Origin of the sequence: Streptomyces sp. sk2.1 (assembly GCF_008120935.1) — a bacterium.
Lineage (GTDB): Bacteria > Actinomycetota > Actinomycetes > Streptomycetales > Streptomycetaceae > Streptomyces.
Genome location: NZ_RDBO01000056.1, coordinates 97,637 through 117,809, shown reverse-complemented (window position 1 = coordinate 117,809; position 20,173 = coordinate 97,637). Strand labels below are relative to the sequence as shown.

The following is a 20,173-nucleotide window of genomic DNA, read 5'->3' as shown; positions in this document are numbered from 1 at the left end:
CCACCGGCATCCGCCGAACCCGCCCCCCGCTCCCCGCACGGAGGCCCGCTGCGGGCCGCCATCGGCCTCTCCCTGGAGGCGGACCGGCGGACCACGCTGCTCACCTTCGTCAACTTCGGGCTCAGACCCATCGTCCCGGTCGCGATCCTCTACCTCGTCAAGGTCGTCGTGGACGCCGCCGTGGCCCACGACAACGCCACCATGATCGCCGCCGCGGTGACCGTGGCCGTCGTCACGGCACTCACCGTCGGCACCTCGGCCTACGCCGTGGAACTCTCCATCCGGATGATCGAGAGCACTTCGGCCGTGGTCGACCACCGGCTCATGCGCCTGGTGGGCACCCTCCCGGGCGTCTCCGACCTCGACAATCCGGAGGTGCTCGACCGGATCGAGGTGCTGCGCCAGGAACGCGTGTACCTGTCCGAGGGCGCCGACGCCTTCTCCCTGGTCCTGGGAGCGACGACGCGAGCCCTGTTCACCGGCGTCATCCTCGCGCTCGTCGCACCGGTGCTGCTGCTCCTGCCGCTCCTCGCGCTGCCCGCGCTGCTCGTCACCCGCCGAGGTCAGCGGCGTCGGGCCGACGCGGTCGAGGCGGCGGCGGGGACCGCCCGGCTCGCCCAGCACTTCTACCGGACCGGCAGCGAGGTGCGGCACGCCGACGAGCTGAGGCTGTTCGGCACCGGCCGCCACATCACGTCGAGGTACCTGGCCTCGGCCGAGGCGGCCGACCGGACCGTCACCCGCGCCGTGTGGCGCAACCAGCTCGCCACCTCCGCGAGCGGCGCCGTCTTCGCCCTCGGCTACTGCGCGGCGCTGCTGCTGGTGCTGCGCGACTTCTCGCACGGCGCCGCCTCGCTCGGCGAAGTGGTGCTGATGCTCGGACTGGTCACGTCGATCAGCACCCAACTCGGCCAGGCCGTCCACTTCTTCGGCTTCCTCTCGCAGACCGTGGCGTCCTCCCGCCGACTGCTCTGGCTGGAGCGGTACGCCCGGGAAGCGGCCGGACGCGACCGGGGCACGAAGGCCCCCGCGGACCGACTGACCGACGGCATCCGGTTCGAGGGCGTCGGACTGCGCTACCCCGGCAGCGACACCTGGGCCCTGCGCGACATCGACGTGCACCTGCCCGCGGGGGCGCTGGTGGCCGTCGTCGGCACCAACGGAGCGGGCAAGTCCACACTGATCAAGCTGATGGCGGGGCTCTACTCGCCGTCCAGCGGCCGGATCACGGTCGACGGCGTCGATCTGGAGGAACTCAGCACCCAGGGGTGGCACACCCGGACCAGCGCCTGCTTCCAGGACTTCGGCCGCTTCGAGTTCGTGGTCCGGGAAAGCGTGGGCGTCGGCCACCTGCCCCATGTCGACGACGAGGAGAAGGTCTTCGAGGCCGTGGCCGCGGGAGCCGCCGCCGACATCGTGGAGAAGCTCCCCGACGGCCTGGACACCCGCCTCGGCCGTTCCTTCGACGACGGCACGGAACTCTCCGGCGGCCAGTGGCAGCGGCTCGCGCTCGGCAGGGCACGGATGCGCAGATCGCCCTCCCTGCTGGTGCTGGACGAACCGACCGCGGCGATCGACCCGCTCACCGAGGACGCCGTGCTCTCCTCCTACCTGGAGCAGGCGCGTCAGGCGTCCGCGGACGCCCGCGCCGTCACCGTCTTCGCCTCGCACCGGCTGGCGCTCGCCCGGCGGGCGGACCTGATAGTCGTGGTGGAACGGGGCGGGATCTCCCAACTCGGCTCCCACGCGGAGCTGATGGCACAGCCCGACGGCCTGTACCGCGACCTGTACGAGAGGCAGGCCCGTGCCTACACCTGACGGCCGGCCGGGCCCGCCCCGGCAGGAGGCGGCACACCACGCGGACTGGTTCCTCCGACCGGGCGGAGCGGGCACGGCGCCGGTACGACTGGTCTGCCTGCCCTACGCGGGCGGGTCGGGAGCGGTGTTCCGCACCTGGGCGGCGGGCCTGGACGGCGCGGCCGAGGTGCACGCCCTGACCCTGCCCGGCCACGCGCACCGCTGGCGGCAACCGCTGGCGGAGGACCCGTACCGGCTGGCCGACGACATCGCCGACGCCACCGCCTCCCTCCAGGACGAGCGGCCGCTCGTCCTGCTGGGGTACAGCCTCGGCGGACTGCTGGCCTTCGAGGTGGCGCGCAGGCTGCACCGGCGGGGCAGGGCACCGGAGCTGCTGATGGTGGCCGCCTGCCCCCCGCCCGCCCTGCTCCCGGAGGGCAGGAGCCGGCACACGCTGCCCGACCGGGAGTTCATCGCGCTGCTGCGGGACATGGGGGCGACCCCCGGGGCCATCCTGGACGAGCCCGAGATGATCGGGCTGCTGCTGCCCATGCTCCGCGCCGACTTCGCCCTCTCGGAGCGCTACCGGTACACCCCCGGGGAGCCGCTGCCGACACCGATCGTGGCGGTGGGGGGAAGCGACGACCCGGAGATCGCCCCGGCCACGATGGCGGGCTGGGCGGAGGAGACCGCCCTCTCCCTGACGCAGATCGTCGTGCCCGGCGGACACCTCTTCCTCCACGAGGACGAGGCGGGCCTGCTGGCCCACGTGCGCGACGCCGTGCGCACCGTCGCGAACACACCCGCGGGGGGCGGCGCGCGCTTCTGAGCACCACCCCGGACATGGACACCGCACCTCCGGCTCGCGGAGGGCGGTCACGACGCAGGTACGGGAAGGAGCACACAGCATGACCGAGGCACGTCCCGCTCAGGCGAGCGGCCCGCACGCCGAGGAGGTCACGACGGCGGAGCGGTGCCGCAGGATCTGGGGCGACCTTCTGCACGTGCCCGAGATCGGGGACGAGGACGACTTCTTCGTGCTGGGCGGCCACTCGATGCTCGCCACCCGGGCGATGACCCGGCTGCGCAAGGAACTCGGAGGCTTCGAACTGCCCGCCGGCATCATCTTCGAGCACCCGGTGTTCCACGAGTTCGTCACCGGGGTCGAGACCGCCCTCGGCCGGACGGCGGGGGACGCCTCCCGCGACACCGGCCGCGACAGCGGCCCGGTCTCCCTCCAACAGGAGGAACTGCTCCGGCTGGAGGCGGCTCTCGGCCCGTCGCCCGCCAACAACGTCGTCGTCCTGCTGGAGGTCCACGCCCGGCGGGACACCGAGGTCCTGCGGCGGGCCCTGCACGGCTTGCTCGATCGCCACCCCGCCCTCAGGACGGCCTTTCGGCCCGTCGGCGAGGGTTTCGAGCAGGCCGTCGTCCCGCCCCCGCCGGAACCGGGCGTGGAACTGGTCGTCCACGACGTGCCGGGCGCGCAGGAGGCCGCCACCCGGCGGATCCGCGCGCTGCTGCGGGAAGCACACCTGCGGCCCTTCGACCTGACGGCCGGCAGTCTCCTGCGCGCCCAGCTGTTCCGGCGCCCGGACGGTCCGGACCTGCTCGCCTGCCACCTCCACCACACGGCCTTCGACGGAGCCTCGGGACGGGTGCTGGCCGGGGAACTGGCCGGGGCGCTCGACGGCCGGGAGGACCCGGCGCCGCCGTACGGGGACCCGGTCACCGGCACGTCCGGGGCCGGACCCACCTACGTCGACTACGCCGTGCGCCAGCGGGAGGCGCTGGACGGGCTCCTCGCCCGAGGACGCGGCCACTGGCTGCGGACGGTCGGCGACCTCGCGGCCGACATGCTGGAACTGCCCCCGGCGGGCGACCGGCCGTCGCGTCACGTCCGGGCCGCGGCACGGGTGGAGGGCGATGTGCTGCGCCGTGTCCGGGAGTGGGCGCGGTCCGGCGGCGCGACCGACTTCGTCGTACTGGCCGGTGCCGTCGCCGCGGCCCTGGGGCGGCTGACCCACCGCTCCTGCCTGGGCATCGGCACGCTCCTGGACAACCGCGACCACTTCGGCCTGGACCGAACCGTCGGCGCCTTCGCCAACAGCACCCTGCTCGCCGTCCCGGTTCCGGACCGCACGACACCCGGGGAGGTCGCGGCGGAGGTGCGGCAGCGGCTGACGGAGGCGCGCCGCTGGGCCGACGTCCCGCTCGGCGTCCTGATCGAGGAGCCCTGCGGGAGGTTCGGCGTGCATCCGTCGGAACTCGTCGACGCGGTCTTCTGGTTCGACGGACCACCGGCCGAGGAGGAGGACCGTGCGGCGGTCCGGATCGCCGACCTGCGCGAGGTCGACGCCCGCCTGGTCGACCTGCCGTTCGGTCCCCGCCTCGGGATCGGCCTCTCCGTGGGACGCGCGGACGACGTGCACGTGTCGGTGGAGTACGCGGCACCGGAAGCGGGACCGACGGCCCAGGAGGTCGTCGACCGGATCGTGACGATGCTGAGGTTCTTCGCGGACGCGCCGGACGGCACCATCCCCGCGTCGGAAGGCCACCCGGCGGCGGTCCTGTGATGGCGCGGCCCGCCGGCGGACCCCGGCCCGCCCTGACCCTGACCTCCCCGTACGGACCGGTCGGGATCGAGTACGACGAACGGGAACGGCCGACGGTCCGGGCCCCGGACTGGACGGCGGCCGCCTTCGGCCTCGGCTGGGTCACCGCCCGGCACCGGCGCACCCAGATGGAGCTGCTGTGGCGGCGCAGCCACGGCCGCCTCGCGGAGGTGGCCGGCCCCTCCGCGCTGCCCGGAGACATCCGGCAGCGCACCCTGGACCTCGCCGGGGCCGCCCGGGAGTGCTGGTCGCTCCTCCCCGAGGAGGAACGGCGGATGCTGTCGGCCTACGCGGCCGGGGTGAACCTGGCCGCGGAGCGCACCGGGACCGGGGCCCCGGCCGACGCGGACCGCCCGCCGGACGTCACACCGTGGGAGCCCCCGCGCTCCATCGCCGTCGCCCAGGGGATGTTTCAGGAACTGGCCTCGGACGGAAGCGACAACCGGATGGTGGAGGTGATGCGGCGGACCCTGCCGGAACCGGTCGTCGACTTCCTGCTCGACCCGAGGGACGAGTACGCCACGGAGGCGGACGGCAGCCCCGCCCGGGAGACCCGCGCGGACCCGCCGCCCATGGCCGAGCTGCGTGCCCTGATGGCCGAACCCCCCGACGGCGGCGGGCGCCTGGTCGTGGCGGACGGGCGGCCGGTCGGCAGCAACGCGTGGGCGACGGTCCGGGACGGCCGCACCGTCCTGGCCAACGACATGCACCTGGAGCTGACCCGGCCCTCCGTGATGTACGCGGTCCGGCTGGCCGTTCCCGGAAGGACGGTCCAGGGCGTCACCGTCCCGGGCCTGCCCATCCTCGTCTCGGGCACCAACGGCTCGGTGGCCTGGGGATTCACCCGCCTCCCCGCGGACGGCTGCGACCTGACGGAGCTCGAACCCCGCGGGGACGGGACGCACCGGCGCGGGAGCGAGGAGGCGGCCGACCGCACCAGGACCGAGCGGATCGCCGTGCGCGGGGCGCACGACCACACCCTGGAGGTGGCCGACACCCCCTGGGGACCGGTCGTCGACCGCCTCGGCGACGCCGACATCGCCTTCAGCGCCACGTACACGGATCCGGCGGCCCTGGACTTCGGCGCCTGGCGGCTCTACGAGTCCGACAGCGTCGCCGAGGCGGCGGACGTCGTGAACGACAGCGGACTGCCCGCGCTGAACGCGGTGCTCGCCGATGCCCGCGGCGACATCTGCTGGACCGTCGCCGGCCGTTATCCGCACGGGCGCACGGGCACACCGCGCGGATTCGCGGACCGCGCCCCGGCCCGGGGCCCGGCCGACTGGGTACCGCCCCGCCTGCTGCCGCGCCTGCTGACACCCGCGAGCGGTGTGGTGGTGAGCTGCAACAACGGCAACACACCGATACGGGAGGCGGGCCTCGGCTGGAACCTCTTCACCGGGGTGCGGGCCCGGCGCGTCGCCACCCGGATCGCGGACGGCCACGGCGCGGACGAGGCGGGGGCGCTGGAACTGCAACTCGACCTGGACGCCGGCCTCTACCGGTTCTACCGGGACCTGGCCCTGCGCCGACTGGGCGCGGGCGGGCTCCCCGCACCGCTGGAGGCACTGAGGGCGGAGGTCTCCGCCTGGCGGGGCAGCTCCCACCGGGACGAGGAGGGGCTGGCCCTGCTCGTGGTCTTCCGCGAACTCCTGCGCGAGGAGATGTTCGCCGCCGCGACCCGCCCCTGCCAACGCCACGACCCGTCGTTCCGCTACTGCTACAACGGCCATGAAGGGCCTCTGCGCGCACTGCTCGGCGCGATGGACGACGGCCTGGTACCGGCCCCGTGGAAGAGCGCCCGGCAATTCGTCGTGGCCCAACTCGCCCTGGCGAGACAACTGCTGACGCAACGTACGGGTGACACGGCGCCGGTGCGCTGGGGCGCGGCCAACGCGCTCGGCGCCGCACCGCCCGGAACCGGCGGGCCGACGCCCCCGGTCGAGCTCTCCGGCTGCGCCGACAGCGTGCGGGTGGCCCAGCCCGATTTCGGCGCGGCGATGCGGCTCGTCGTCGACCCGGCACGCCCCCACCGGGCCCTGCTCGGGCTCCCCGGCAGCCAGTCGGGCCGTGAACCGTCCCAGACGAAGGCCCTGCTGGACTGGGCCTCGGGCGATACGCCGCCCCTGCTGCCGGACTCCGCGCGGCCCCGCCCCGAAACCGCACCGTCCCCCGATCACCGCTCCGGCGACGTGCCGAGGAGAGACGCATGAACCGAGAACCGCAGGCCGCGCCGCACCACGTGCCCGAGCTCCTGCGCCGCGCGGCACGGCGCCACCCCGACCGTCCCGCGCTGCGCTGCGCCCACCGCACCCTGTCCTACCGCGAACTGGACGAGGCCGTGGACGCGCTCACGTCCAGGCTGGCGAGGGCGGGCGTCGAGCCCGGCGGCCGGGTCGGTCTGTGCGTGGACCGGGGCCCGCTGGCGCTCCTCGGCGCGGCCGCGCTGATGCGGCTGGGCTGCGCCTATGTGCCGCTCGACCCCCGGCACCCCGGCGCACGGCTGCTCCACTGCGTCGACGACTCGGGAGCCTCGGCGCTGCTTGCCGACGGGGCCGGGGCGGATGCGCTCGCCGATCGAGCCGAGGACGTGGTGCCCCTCGGCCCCGACGACCTGACGCCCCGCCCCGGACCCCGGTGGGAGGGACCGGACCCCACCCCCGACTCGGCCGCGTACGTCATTTACACCTCCGGCACCACCGGCGTCCCCAAGGGCGTCGAGGTGACCCACGCCAACGTGCTCGCACTCCTGAGGGACGGGATCGGCGCCTTCGGCTTCGCCGCGCACGAGGTCTGGCCGATGCAGCACGCCCACACCTTCGACGTGAGCGTGTGGGAGATGTGGGCCGCCGTCGCGATCGGCGCCACCCTCGTCGCGGTGGAGGGGGAAGTGCCGCGCAACCCCGAACTCCTGGCGGAACTCCTGGTACGCGAACGGGTCACCCGCCTGCACATCGTGCCCAGCGTCTTCCGCCACCTCGCCGAGGCGGTGGAGGAGGAAGGCATCGAGATCCCCCTGCGGCACGTGACGTTCGCGGGCGAGGCCCTCAACTACGCCGCCGTCGGGAGCTGGACGAGGTCCCAGCCGGGACGCCCCACGGTCTGGTCCAACGCCTACGGGATCACCGAGACGACGGTGTACAACACCTTCCGACGGCTCACGGAACGGGATCTGGAACTCGCGGCGGCGGCGACACCCATCGGCCGGCCGTTCGCCAAGAGCCCCGCGCTGGTCCTGGACGAGGCACTGGAGCCGGTGCGGCCCGGGGACACCGGGGAGATCCTCATCGGCGGGGACCAGGTGGCCAAGGGGTACACGGGCGCCGGGGCGGCGACGAACGAGCGCTTCCTCCACGTTCCCGGGCGGGCGGGCCGCTGGTACCGCACCGGCGACCTGGGCTTCGCCGACGAGGCGGGCGGCCTGCACTACATCGGCCGCAAGGACGAGCAGACCAAGATCAGGGGCTTCCGCATCGAGCTGGGCGAGGTCGACCACGCCATGCGGGCGCTCCCCTGGGTCAGGGACGCGGCCGCCGTCGTACACCGCACCGCACGCGACGAGCCGATCCTCACGGCCTTCGTCGTACCGGAACCCGGCGCCGCCCCGGACACGCGCACGAGGCTGCGCGGCGACCTGGCGGCCCGCCTTCCCGAACACATGATTCCCGTACGCGTGGTGACTCTCGAACGGCTTCCGCGCAATAGCAGCGGGAAGACCGACCGCCGCGCCCTCGCCGAGCGTTCGCGTAACTCGCCGCTAACCTGAGGGCCCTAGATTCCACGGCAGTGCTGTTCTCAGTGAGTTCCCCAGAACGACACCGGCCGAAGGGAATTCGAGCGTGAGTCACAGGGCACCGCTCTCATTCAGTCAGGAATCGTTGTGGCTCACGGAGGAATTGCTTCCCGGGCTTTCCTCCTATGTGCTGGCCGCCGCCTGGGAAATCACCGGAGACCTCGACGGGGCCGCCCTCGGACGGGCCATCGGGCACTTCGTCGACCGGCACGAACTGCTGCGCAGCGAGCTGGCGGAGGTGGACGGCAGGCCGACGCAGACCGTCCGGGACCACGCCGGATGCGAACTGGGCGAGATCGACCTGACCGGACTTCCCGAAGCGGCCGCGGACGGTGCGGTCCGTGCCCTGTTCCGGCGCTGGTACGAAGAGCCCTTCTCATTCCGTCCGCCCCTCCTGCACGCCGAATTGATACGACGCGGAGCCGACCGCGGCGTTCTGGTTCTCGTGACGCATCACATCGTCTCCGACGAGTTGTCCCAGTCGCTCATGCTCCGGGAATTGTCCGAGCTCTACGCGGCGGAACTGGCGGGACGGGAACCGGAACTCCCCGACCCCGAGGTCCAGTACGCGGACTACGCCCAGTGGCAGCGCGAGGAGATCGAACCGGGACTCGCCGCGGGCCTGCGCTACTGGTCCGAGCGCCTCGCGGACCTGCCCGCCGGGGGACCGCCCACGGACCGGCCGAGGCCCCCGGTACGACGGTTCACCGCCGGTGTCCTGACCCGGGAACTGGACCCGGCGCTCGTCCGGCGCGTCGACGCCCTGGCCCGGAACGCCGGCACCACGCCGTACGCCGTGTACCTCGCCGCCTTCGGCGCCCTGCTCGGCCGCTGGGCGGCCACACCCCGAGTCGTCGTCGGCACCCCGGTGTCGGGACGCTCCGAACCCGAACTCGAGAACGTCTTCGGCTTCTTCGTCAACAACGTGGTACTGCCCCTGCACTGCCCCGAGGACGAGTCCTTCGACACCCTGCTCCGCCGGGTCACCACCGACCTGGCCGTGGACCTCGCCCATCAGGACGTGCCCTTCCACCGCGTGGTGGAGGCGGTCAATCCCCCCAGGGACCTGGGGCGCCACCCGCTGTACCAGGTCGCCCTCCAGGTCGTCGAGTCCGACACCCCGCTGCGGCTGCCCGGGGTCCGCGTCACCGGGCTCACCGAGGAATTCGAGCGGGTGTCGGGCGCCACCACCGAGTTCGACCTGCTGCTCGACGTCGTCACCGACACGACCGGCCCCCGCTGCGTGCTGCGCTTCGCCGAGGAACTCTTCGACGAGCGGACCGTCGAGGCCGTGGCGGACGCGTTCGTCGCGGTCCTGACGAACGCGACGACCACCCCGGAAGCCTCGCTCGGCACACTGTTCACCGGCCCCGACGGGGCGGCGGTACGGCTGAGCGGGCCGGCCGTCCCGTACGACGGGTCCACGGCCCGCGGACAGGACACCGCGCTCACCGCGCGCGTCACCGCCCTGTGGACCGAGACCCTGGGCACGGCCGCCGGACCCGACGAGGACTTCTTCGCGCTCGGCGGCAGCTCCCTGACGGCGGCCCGGCTCGTCCAGCGACTCCGCACCGAACTCGGCGTCCGGGCGACCCTCGTCGACCTCTTCGAGGCCGGCACCCTGCGGCGGCTGCTCGGGCTCCCCGCGCTGCGCCGCGCGGCGGGCGAGGACGATCCGGGCCGGGGCGACCCGGTGCCGGCCGGACCCGGACCGGACCCGCGGGGCCGGCCGGACCCGCTTCCGCTCTCCTACGCGCAGAACCGGCTGTGGTTCCTCAACCGGCTCGGCCACGGCTCGGCCGCGTACAACGTCCCGCTCGTGCTGCGCATGACCGGCGAGCTGGACGTACCGGCACTGCGCGCCGCCCTGCACGACCTCGTGGCCCGCCACGAGAGCCTGCGGACAGTCTTCGAGGAACACGAGGGACAGCCGGTCCAAAGGGTGCTCGACCCCGGCGAGGTGCCCCTCGCCCTCGACATCGAGACGGTGGCCCCCGAAACCCTCGGCGCCCTCCTGCGGGAGGCGGGCGCCCGCTGGATCGACCTCGCCGACGGAATTCCGTGGAGCGCACGGCTGCTGCGCACCGGCGAGAGGGACTGGACCCTGTCCCTGCTCATGCACCACATCGTCGCCGACGGCTGGTCGATGGCCCCGCTGCTGCGCGACCTCGCGCAGGCGTACACGGCCCGGCGGGAGGGCCGGCACCCCGGATGGCCGCCGCTGACGACCCAGTACGCCGACCACGCGCTGCGGCAGCGCGCGGCCCTGGCCGGCGAGGACGGACCCGGCGAACTCGCGCGTGACCAGCTCGCGTTCTGGCGCGAACGGCTTGACGGCATACCGGAACAACTGGAGCTGCGTCCCGACCTGACGCGCTCCACCGGCTCCGCGCACGACGGCGCCACCGTCGATTTCGCCATCGACGCGGAGACCCACCGCATGGTCCTGGAGCTGGCACGGCGCAGCCACTGTTCCGTCTTCATGGTGATGCAGACCGCGCTGGCCGCCACCCTCACACGCTTCGGCGCCGGCACCGACATCCCGCTCGGCACCCCGGTGGCGGGCCGGCCCACCCCCGACCTGGACGACGTCGTCGGGTTCTTCGTCAACACGCTCGTGCTGCGCACCGACACTTCTGGGAACCCCGGTTTCCGCGAGCTCCTGGACCGGGTGCGCGCCCTGGACCTGGCGGCCTTCGAACACCAGGACCTGCCCTTCGAGCACCTGGTCGAAATGCTCAACCCGACCCGGTCGTTCGACCGCAATCCGCTGTTCCAGGTCATGCTGGTCTTCCAGAACACCCCGTCGGCCGACGCGGAGTTCCCGGGCCTCGACACCCGGGTGGAATGGGTGAACACGGGAACGTCCCTGTTCGACCTGGTGTGGGAGATCACCGAGCGGCACACCGCCGACGGCGCACCCGACGGACTGGCGGGAGCCCTCGATCACAGCACCGGACTGTTCACCCGGGAGAGCGCCCTCAGGCTCACCGAGTGCTTCGGACGCCTGCTGGCCGACGCCGTCCGCCACCCGGACCGGCCGCTCCGCGACCTCGACATCCTCGGCCCCGAACAGTACGAACTCGTCGTGTCGAGGTTCAACGGAGCCGACCCGGTCCTCGAACACCCCGCTCCCACCCGGCTGTTCGAGGAACAGGTGCGGCGCACCCCGCACGCGACCGCGCTCGTCCACGGAGAGGAAGCCGTCGACTACGCCGAACTCAACACACGCGCCAATCGCCTGGCCCATCATCTGATCGGCCTCGGCGCGGGACCGGAGCGGCGCGTCGCCCTGGCCCTGGAGAAATCCACCGAGATGATCGTCGCCGTCCTGGCCGTGATGAAGACGGGAGCCGCCTTCGTCCCCCTCGGCATCGACGACCCCGAGGAGCGCGTGGCCTACACCCTCGGCGACGCGGCACCCTCCCTGCTCGTCACCACCACGACGGTGGCACGCCGCCTGCCGCCGCGACCCGCCCCCCTCCTCCTGCTCGACGACCCGGCGGTGCGCCGGGTCGTCGAGCACGGCCCGGTCACGGACCCCGAGGTGTTCCACTCCCCGCACACCTCGCTGCACCCCGCGTACATCGTCTACACCTCCGGCACCACCGGCCGCCCCAAGGGCCTCCTCATGCCGGGCGGGGTCCTGTCGAACCTGGTCACCTGGATGGCGCGCGAGATGCCCGGCGGCCCCGGCACGCGCCACGCACAACTGACCACCCTCACCTTCGACATCTCCTCGCAGGAGATCTTCTTCGCCCTCACCACCGGCCGCACACTGGTGGTGCCCGACGAGGACGTCCGGCGCGACCCGGTCGGGCTGGCCCGGTGGCTGGCCCGGCACGCGGTGAACGAACTGCTCGCCCCCAACCTCGTCATCAACGCCCTGTGCGAGGCCGCGGCCGAGGAGGGGATCGAACTCCCCGAACTGCGCGACGTGGTCCAGGGCGGCGAGCGGCTGGTCCTCGGGGAGGCCGCCCGGAACTTCTTCGCCCTTCCCGGGCACAGGCTGCACAACCACTACGGGACCAGCGAGGTCCATGTGATCAGCGGCCGGGAGCTGCCCGACCCCGAGCAGTACGACGGCTCGGTCGCGGCTCCCATCGGAGGCCCCCTCACCAACGCCCGCTACTACGTGCTGGACGACCGGCTGCGCCCGGTGCCGGTGGGCGTCACCGGCGAGCTCCACATCGGGGGCACACCTCTGGCCCGCGGATACCTGAACCGGCCCGCCATGACGGCCGGCCGCTTCGTCGCCGACCCCTTCGCGGCACCCGGAGCCCGCATGTACCGCACCGGCGACCTCGTGCGCTGGCGCCCGGACGGCGGCCTGGACTACCTGGACCGCACCGACCACCAGGTCAAGGTCCGCGGGTTCCGCATCGAACCCGCCGAGATCGAGGCCGTTCTCGCCGAACGCCCGGACGTGCGCGCAGCAGCCGTGCTCGTCCGGGAGGACCGTCCCGGCGACAGGCGCATCGTGGCCTACGTACAGGCGGGGCCCGGCATCGCCACGGGGCAGGAGCTGCGCCGCCACACCGCCCGGCACCTGCCGGACTACATGGTGCCGTCGGCCGTCGTGGTCCTGGACTCCTTCCCCCTCACCTCCAACGGAAAGCTCGACCGCTCGGCCCTGCCCGCCCCGCGCGGAACCACCCCCGGATCCCTCCGCCGTGCGCGGCACCCCGAGGAGGAACTGGTACGCGAACTCTTCGCCGACGTACTGGGCGTGGAAACCGTCGGCTTCGACGACGGCTTCTTCGAGCTCGGCGGCCACTCCCTGCTGGCGATGCGGCTGGTCAGCCGGATCCGCCGGGTCCTCGGCAGGGACGTGCCGGTCCGCGAGCTGTTCGAGGCCCCGACCCCGGCCGCGCTCGCGGAACGGCTGAGGGGCGCCACGCTCGCCCGGACGGCCCTGGTGGCCCGTCCCCGGCCGGCCGAACTGCCGCTGTCGTACGCCCAGCAGCGCCTGTGGTTCCTGTGGCGCATGGGCGCCGCGGGACCGGCGTACAACATCCCCCTCTGCTTCGGACTGAGCGGTGCCCTCCCCACCGACCGGCTGGCCGAGGTCCTCGGCAGGGCCGTCCAGGACGTGGTCGACCGGCACGAGTCCCTGCGCACCCGCTTCGTGGAACACGAGGGACGGCCCCGTCAGGAGATCCTGTCCTTCCCGGACGGCCGCTGCCCGCTGGACGTGGTGACCGTCACCGGCGACGCCGACGACGCCGTGACCCGCACCGCCAACGCCGGCTTCGACCTCTCGGCGGAGATCCCCGTCCGGGCGACCCTCTTCGTCACCGGACCCCAGGAGCACGTACTGCTCCTGGTCGTGCACCACATCGCCGCCGACGGCTGGTCCCTCGACCCCCTCGCGCGCGACCTGGCGACGGCCTTCACCGCACGGCTCGACGACCGGGAACCGCAGTGGGACGCCCTCGTCGCGCAGTACGCCGACTACACCCTCTGGCAGCGGGAACTGCTCGGCGACGCCGCGGAGGCGGACAGCGTGGCGGCAGGTCAGCTCTCCTTCTGGCGCAAGACATTGGACGGCATCCCGGAGGAGATCGCACTCCCCGCCGACCGCCCGCGCCCGGCCCTGCCGACCCGCCACGGGGCGACCGTCCCCCTCATGATCGACCCTGCCCTCCACCGTCGTCTCGTCGAGCTCGCGCGCCGCACCGGGACCACCCTCTTCATGGTGCTCCAGTCGGCCCTCGCCACCCTCCTCACCAGGCTCGGCGCCGGAACCGACATCCCCGTCGGCACGGCCGTCGCGGGACGCGGCGACGAGGCGCTCGACGAGCTCGTCGGCTTCTTCGTGAACAGCCTGGTGCTGCGCACCGACACCTCGGGCGCCCCGAGCTTCGAGCAGCTCCTCGCACGGACCCGGGAGACCGACCTGGCGGCTTTCGAGCACCAGGACATGCCCTTCGAGCACCTCGTGGAGATGCTCAACCCGCGACGGTCGCTCTCCCGGCACCCGCTCTTCCAGGTGATGCTCGTACTGCAGAACAACGCGCCCTTCACCCTCGACCTTCCGGGGCTGGTCGTGACCCCCCGCGAGGTGACCGTCGAGGAGGCCAAGGTCGACCTCGTGGTGCACGCCACCGAGCGATCGGGGGCCGACGGGGCACCGGACGGGGTGGACGTGGAGGTGCAGTACTCCACCGAGCTGTTCGACGAGGAGACGGTACGCGCCCTGGCCCGCCGCCTCGGCCGGGTGCTGCGCGCCGCGGCCGACGACCCGGGCCGGTCCATAGAGGCCCTGGACATCCTCGACGACGCGGAGCGCGACAGGATCGGGACGTGGTCCAGGGGCCCCGAGCCGTACCGGGCACGGCACACCCTGCCGGAGCTCTTCGCGGCCCAGGTGCGCCGGACCCCGGACCGGCCGGCACTGGAGGAGGGCGACGAGTCGATCACCTACGCCGAGCTCGACCGGCGGGTGGAGCGCCTGGCCGACTGCCTGCGGGCGCTCGGAGCCGCGCCCGAGGAACGCGTCGCCGTGCTGCTGCCCCGCTCGGCCGGAGCCGTCGTGTCCCTGCTGGCCGTGACCGGGGCCGGCGCGGCGTTCCTGCCGATCGACCCGGAGCAGCCCCGGGACCGCGTCGCGGCCATGCTGGCGGACGCCCGCCCCGTATGCGTCGTCACGGGCACCGGCACGGGCGTCCCGGTGCCGCCCGGGATTCCCCGTGTGGTGCTCGGCCCCTGGGGAAGCGTGGAGTCGGTACCGGTACCGGCGCCGGGTCCTGGGCCCGCCGGAACACGGACCCCGGCCTCCGAGGACCATGCCGCGTACGTGATCTACACGTCCGGCTCGACCGGACGCCCCAAGGGAGTCGTGGTCACCCACGCGGGCATCGCCGACCTCGTCGGCTCGCAGATCCGCCGTCTCGGCGTCGAACCGGACAGCAGGGTCCTGGCCTGCGCGTCGGTGAGCTTCGACGCGTCGATCTTCGAATGGGGCATGGCACTGTTCTCCGGAGCCCGTCTCGTCCTCGCACCGGCCGGCCGGCTCCTCGGCGAAGACCTCGCGGCACTCCTCCGGAACACCGGGGCGACCCACGTCACCCTGCCGCCCGCCGTCCTGGAGACCCTTCCGGAGAACGGAGTGCTCCCCGGCACGACACTGATCGTGGTCGGGGAGGCGTGCCGGCCCGGGGAGGCGGAACGCTGGTTCCCGGGGCGCGTGATGGTGAACGCCTACGGCCCGACCGAGACCACCGTCTGCGCCACGATGAGCGATCCGCTGACGGACGGCGGGAAACCGCCGATCGGACGCCCCGTTTCGGGAACGCGGGTGTACGTCCTGGACGAGCGGCTGCGCCCCGTACCACCGGGAGTGCCCGGCGAACTCCACGTGGCCGGCGCCGGCCTGGCCCGCGGCTACCTCGGACGACCGGACCTCACCGCCGGGCGCTTCGTCGCGGATCCGTTCGCCGGGGACGGCAGCCGCATGTACCGCAGCGGCGACCTCGTCCGCTGGCGGGCGGACGGACAGCTCGACTTCCTGGGCCGCACCGACGACCAGATCTCCTTGCACGGCCTGCGCATCGAGCCCGGCGAGATCCAGGCCGCCCTGCGCGCGGTCGACGGAGTGCGCGGGGCCGTCGTGGTCCGGCACGAGACCCCGAAGGGCGACGCCCGGCTGATCGCCTATGTGGTTCCCGACGGAACCGGCGATCCGACGCCGAACGCGCTGCGCCGCCGGCTGGCCCGCACCCTGCCGGCCGCCATGGTGCCGTCCGGCTACGTTCTCCTGGACGGCTTTCCGCTGAACCGCAACGGCAAGCTCGACCGGGCCGCGCTGCCCGATCCGGGGCGGGCGGCGACCGCGGACGACACCGGGCCACAGGCGCCGGGCTCGGGGCGGACGGCGGTGCTGTGCGGGCTCTTCGCCGACGCCCTGTCACTCGACCACGTCGGACCGGGCGACGACTTCTTCGACCTCGGCGGCCATTCCCTCCTGGCCGTGCGGCTGATCAGCCGGATCAAGGAGGTGACGGGCGCGGACCTCGGCATCCGCGCACTCTTCGAGGCACCGACTCCGGCTGCCCTCGCACAGGCGCTCGCCGGACTGTCCACGGGGTCGGCGGCCGACGACGCCGCCCCGGTGATCCCGCTGCGGAGCGGGGGCGAGGGCACACCGCTGTTCTGCGTCCACCCGGCAGCGGGCGTGAGCTGGATGTACGCGGGCCTGCTGCGCCACCTGGCCCCCGGAGCACCGGTGTACGGAGTGCAGACGCCCGCCCTGAGCCGGCCGGACTGGCAGCCCCTCGACTGGGACGGAACGATCGAGGAGTACCTCCGGTACATCCGCGAGGTACGGCCCCGCGGCCCCTACCGGCTCCTCGGCTGGTCCTTCGGCGGAGCCACCGCCCACGCCCTCGCCGTGCGGCTCCAGGAACAGGGCGAACAGGTGGAACTGCTCGCCCTCATGGACGCCTATCCGGGCGGTGCCGCCCCCGGACGGACGGCCCCGCGGAGCGAGCGGGAGGTCCTGGCCGCCCTGGCGCGCTCGCTCGGCAGGAGCGGCGACAACGATCCGGTGGGCCCCACGGCCGGGGGAGGCGGCGAGGGGGACGAGGATCCCGACACCGGACTGATCCGGTGGCTGAGCGCGCAGTACGACGTGCTCGGCCGGCTGGACGCGGACCGACTCGGCGCCCTGGCCCGGGTGTTCCGGCACCACACGACCCTCGCGGAGGGCTTCCGGCCGGCGTGCTTCGACGGCGACATCCTCTTCTTCGCCGCCACCGGTACCACGCGCGGTGCGGACGGCGCGGAGCACACCGGGAGCGGGGATCCGGTGGGGAGAGTGCTCGACCCCGCCGTCTGGGAGCGGCACTGCACAGGACACGTGGAGATCCACGAGATCGAGGGCGAGCACGGGGAGATGACCCGGCCGACGGCGCTGGCCCGGATCGGGCCGGTCCTCGCCGCCCGCATGACCGAGCCGGGTGACCGGCCTGAGCTGGAGGAGCACGATGACCAACCCGTTCGACGATGAGCAGGCGTCCTTCCGGGTCCTGCGCAACGAGGAGGGCCAGTACTCCCTGTGGCCCGAGTTCGCCGAGCTTCCCGGCGGCTGGACGCCGGTGTTCGGCCCGCAGGAGCGTTCCTCGTGCGTGGCGTACGTGGAGGAGCACTGGTCCGACATGCGGCCGCTCAGTCTCGTGCGCGCCATGGAAGGCCGGTGAGCCGGTGAGTGAAGTCCTCAGAGAGATAGACGAGTTGAGGCAGAGCCTTCCGGACCGGACCCGGCTCCGGGACGAGGACGTGCTCAAGGACCTGGCGCTCGCCCTGGAGTCGAGCCCCGTCCTGCGGCGCCTGCCCGCGGCCGAGGCACTCCTGGAGGATCTCCGGACGTTCGCTCCCGGGTCCCGGATGGAGGCGACGAAACAGCACATCAACTCACAACGCGACCCCCATGTCTTCTCCCTCTTCGACGCCTCCTACTTCCCGTCGCTCGGCCTGGACTGGCTGACCTACGAGACCCTCCCGACCGATCCGCACCTGGTGGAGCGGTACGCCAGCAACACACTGCCGGTGAACGTCGTCGGACGCACCCGCGGATTCGCCTCCCGCGTCGTCGTCGCCCTCTTTCCGGAGAACCACCTGGACGGGATCCAGGAGCCCGACGACGTCATCTTCTACTTCATCGACAAGTTCGTCGAACGGCACCGGCGGATCACCCGGCTCATGATCGACGAGGTCATGGCCCCCGGCAGCTTCCCGACGATCCAACAGGCGTCCGGGAAGCAGATCGAGCAGGCCGCCACCTGGTGGGTCCGGCTCCACGAGTACCACCACCGCCACGGCGACATGCCGATCCCCGAGTTCCTCGCGGCGAAGAAGGCCAAGCCGCTCGCCGGCCTCGAAGAGCTCAGGGTCGACGTCTCGGGGATGCTGACCTGCCTGGACGACGAGCGACTGCCCCGGCAGGAGGCCCGAACGGCCTTCGAGTTCATCCTCGCCGAACGGTTGCTCCGGTACGCGGTCGAGGGCATCCCCAGGCCCAACTACGACGCGGTCGCCTCGCAGGTGCTCTTCACCTACCTCGTACAGCACGAGGGGATCCGCCTGCACGAGGACCGGATCGTCCTGCTGCCGGGCCTGACGTCCGTGCTCCGTGACTTCCTCGGAGCCATCCGGAGGATCGAGGCGGGAATCCACGACCGCCCCCTCGAAGCGGTGCGTGAGGAGCTCCTGGCCTTCACCCGTCGCTACACCGACTACGACCCCGCGGTCCGCGACTACCGGCACATTCCCTACTTCGCCCAGATCAAGCAGCGACTCGGCGTCTGAAACGAGGATCGACGATGACCGCAGCCCAGGCCACCGCACAACTCCGTGCGGAGCTCGACCGACTTGTGGACCACGAACTCACACGTGCCCGGTTGCGCCGCCAGGACAACCCCTTCTTCGGCAGGGCCCGCGAGACCGAAACGGTCACGGCGCGCGGCGCACTGGCGATCGCCGTGCAATGGCGGGCGATGACCAAGGCGTTCATGTTCACCACCCTCGCGGGCCTGGGCGAGACGGCCCGTGTGCTGTCGGCCCGGCACGCCCCCGACGAGGACGTGCTGGCCGCGTTCCAGACCATGTTCCGCGTCATCGGGGACGATCTGGACAACCTCGCACCGGTCTTCCGCGCGGTGGCGCCCGGGGGAACCGCGGGCATCCACTACATCTGGTGGGAGGATTCCGTCGTCACCCCCCTCCGGAACGCCGTCCCCGCCGAGGTCGGGAGCGCCGCCGAGTCGCTGCCCGCCGGGGTGAGCGAACTCATCGACAACATGGAGCGGCTGGCACACAGCCCGCTGGGGGCCGCGATCCAGCTCCGGGTCGTGGAGACCATAGCCCTGGACATCGCCGTGGCCTTCCGCAGGATCTACGCGAAGGTGGCGATCGACGGGGTGAAACCGTTCTCCCGGACGGACGACTTCGCCTGGATCGACTCCCACATCAAGGCCGAGACCGGCCACGCCCAGCAGGTGAGCGACGACGAGACCGGTACGACCGGTCTGGTGACGACGGAGGAGGAGGCGAAGGACTTCGCCGAACTCACCGCCGAGTACGCACGGAGCTGGTCGCGGGCGCTGGACGAGTTCGCGGCGTCCCTCGGCGCGGACGCGGACGCGCTCGCCCCGGCGACCTGAGATCCCGTACGACCGGGCAGACACCTCACCGACGGGCCCACGGCTCCTCGGTGAGGTGCGGGGCGGTTCGCGGAGCACCCGGGGAGAGCCGACCGGGACGCGAATGGTCGTGCGCTCCGATCACCGCCCTCGGGCCGGAACGGATGGCGTGCACGCCCCGACGGTCCGCCCGCGGCATGGAGCCCTTCGTCGCGCCCTCACCCGTACTCGATCCGCTTCCGCGACGCGCTGGGCAAGCGGCGTGAGGAGACGGCGAGGCGCGGGCGGTCAACGCCGACAACGTCGTGGCACAGGGCGCCCGCCGAGTACACGAGCAGATTCATTCCGACACGCCGAAAGACGTGCCCAAGGGGCGGGACCGATCGGCGTTCCGTCTCCTGACGCGAAGCAACACCCGGTGGGTCCGGCCGACGGTCCGTGCTCGCCCGCCGATCGTGTGGCGGGAAGCATGGGCCGTCGTTGCCGTCGAAGCCGCAGTCCCACAGCACCGGCATGTCGGGGCCAAGATGGTGCAACAGTCGGGTGGCATAGGAGGTTTCGCCCTCCCGGGTGGGGCCGAAGACGGCTGCGATCACGGCCCGGGTGCCGGTCTCGACCAGTGTCATCAGCTCGACCCGGGGATAGCCGCCGCGCGGACACCGTCCCAGCCAGTCCCGGTTGCGCTCGCTGTCCGGCACTTTGATCGAGCTGCAGCCGTCGAACGGCACCGTTCGGTACGGGCCGAACCGTACGCCGGGCGTAGTCGGCCGGGCCAACGGTCCTGCCAGTACCTCGAACAACGTCTGCATCGGCGCGCTGCCGAGTCT

General features: G+C 72.8%; 10 protein-coding genes. 9 read left to right on the top strand and 1 reads right to left on the bottom strand.

Annotation, left to right across the window (positions count from 1 at the left end):
- The 9 genes from EAO76_RS21320 to EAO76_RS21280 form a co-directional block, all read left to right on the top strand.
- Positions 1 to 1,818 (top strand): ABC transporter ATP-binding protein (locus EAO76_RS21320; RefSeq protein ID WP_148837551.1); only part of this gene is annotated, 1,818 nt, incomplete at its 5' end.
- On the top strand, positions 1,805 to 2,626 hold the full coding sequence (locus EAO76_RS21315) for a thioesterase II family protein (protein ID WP_148837550.1): 822 nt from the start codon (positions 1,805 to 1,807) through the stop codon (positions 2,624 to 2,626). The genes EAO76_RS21320 and EAO76_RS21315, both read left to right, overlap by 14 nt.
- Before the next feature lie 79 nt (positions 2,627 to 2,705).
- Positions 2,706 to 4,373 (top strand): condensation domain-containing protein, encoded by a 1,668-nt coding sequence (locus EAO76_RS21310; RefSeq protein WP_148837549.1) that lies wholly within the window; start codon positions 2,706 to 2,708, stop codon positions 4,371 to 4,373.
- Positions 4,373 to 6,625, top strand: a complete 2,253-nt coding sequence (locus EAO76_RS21305) for a penicillin acylase family protein (RefSeq protein ID WP_148837548.1) — start codon at positions 4,373 to 4,375, stop codon at positions 6,623 to 6,625. The genes EAO76_RS21310 and EAO76_RS21305 overlap by 1 nt, the downstream gene beginning before the upstream one ends.
- On the top strand, positions 6,622 to 8,178 hold the full coding sequence (locus EAO76_RS21300) for an amino acid adenylation domain-containing protein (protein ID WP_148837547.1): 1,557 nt from the start codon (positions 6,622 to 6,624) through the stop codon (positions 8,176 to 8,178). Before EAO76_RS21305 ends, EAO76_RS21300 begins: the two co-directional genes overlap by 4 nt.
- A 73-nt stretch (positions 8,179 to 8,251) precedes the next feature.
- Positions 8,252 to 17,215 (top strand): non-ribosomal peptide synthetase, encoded by an 8,964-nt coding sequence (locus tag EAO76_RS21295; protein ID WP_148837546.1) that lies wholly within the window; start codon positions 8,252 to 8,254, stop codon positions 17,213 to 17,215.
- Positions 17,193 to 17,405 (top strand): MbtH family protein, encoded by a 213-nt coding sequence (locus EAO76_RS21290; protein ID WP_148837545.1) that lies wholly within the window; start codon positions 17,193 to 17,195, stop codon positions 17,403 to 17,405. Before EAO76_RS21295 ends, EAO76_RS21290 begins: the two co-directional genes overlap by 23 nt.
- 4 nt (positions 17,406 to 17,409) lie before the next feature.
- A complete protein-coding gene (locus EAO76_RS21285) occupies positions 17,410 to 18,513 on the top strand; it encodes a DUF6421 family protein (RefSeq protein WP_148837544.1) in 1,104 nt (367 codons plus the stop codon).
- A 14-nt stretch (positions 18,514 to 18,527) separates the two neighbouring features.
- Positions 18,528 to 19,367, top strand: coding sequence for a DUF6202 family protein (locus tag EAO76_RS21280; RefSeq protein WP_148837543.1), 840 nt, complete (start codon positions 18,528 to 18,530; stop codon positions 19,365 to 19,367).
- A gap of 197 nt (positions 19,368 to 19,564) precedes the next feature.
- Here the strand turns inward: EAO76_RS21280 and EAO76_RS21275 are convergent, their stop codons facing one another.
- A complete protein-coding gene (locus EAO76_RS21275; protein WP_148837542.1) occupies positions 19,565 to 20,155 on the bottom strand; it encodes a hypothetical protein in 591 nt (196 codons plus the stop codon).
- Positions 20,156 to 20,173: the final 18 nt, after the last annotated feature.

Excerpts from the sequence above, each read along its gene's own strand:
- EAO76_RS21280 (WP_148837543.1), top strand. The coding sequence starts at position 18,528 with ATGACCGCAGCCCAGGCCACCGCACAACTCCGTGCGGAGCTCGACCGA.
- EAO76_RS21310 (WP_148837549.1), top strand. The coding sequence starts at position 2,706 with ATGACCGAGGCACGTCCCGCTCAGGCGAGCGGCCCGCACGCCGAGGAG.
- EAO76_RS21275 (WP_148837542.1), bottom strand. The coding sequence starts at position 20,155 with ATGCAGACGTTGTTCGAGGTACTGGCAGGACCGTTGGCCCGGCCGACT.
- EAO76_RS21290 (WP_148837545.1), top strand. The coding sequence starts at position 17,193 with ATGACCAACCCGTTCGACGATGAGCAGGCGTCCTTCCGGGTCCTGCGC.
- EAO76_RS21300 (WP_148837547.1), top strand. The coding sequence starts at position 6,622 with ATGAACCGAGAACCGCAGGCCGCGCCGCACCACGTGCCCGAGCTCCTG.
- EAO76_RS21305 (WP_148837548.1), top strand. The coding sequence starts at position 4,373 with ATGGCGCGGCCCGCCGGCGGACCCCGGCCCGCCCTGACCCTGACCTCC.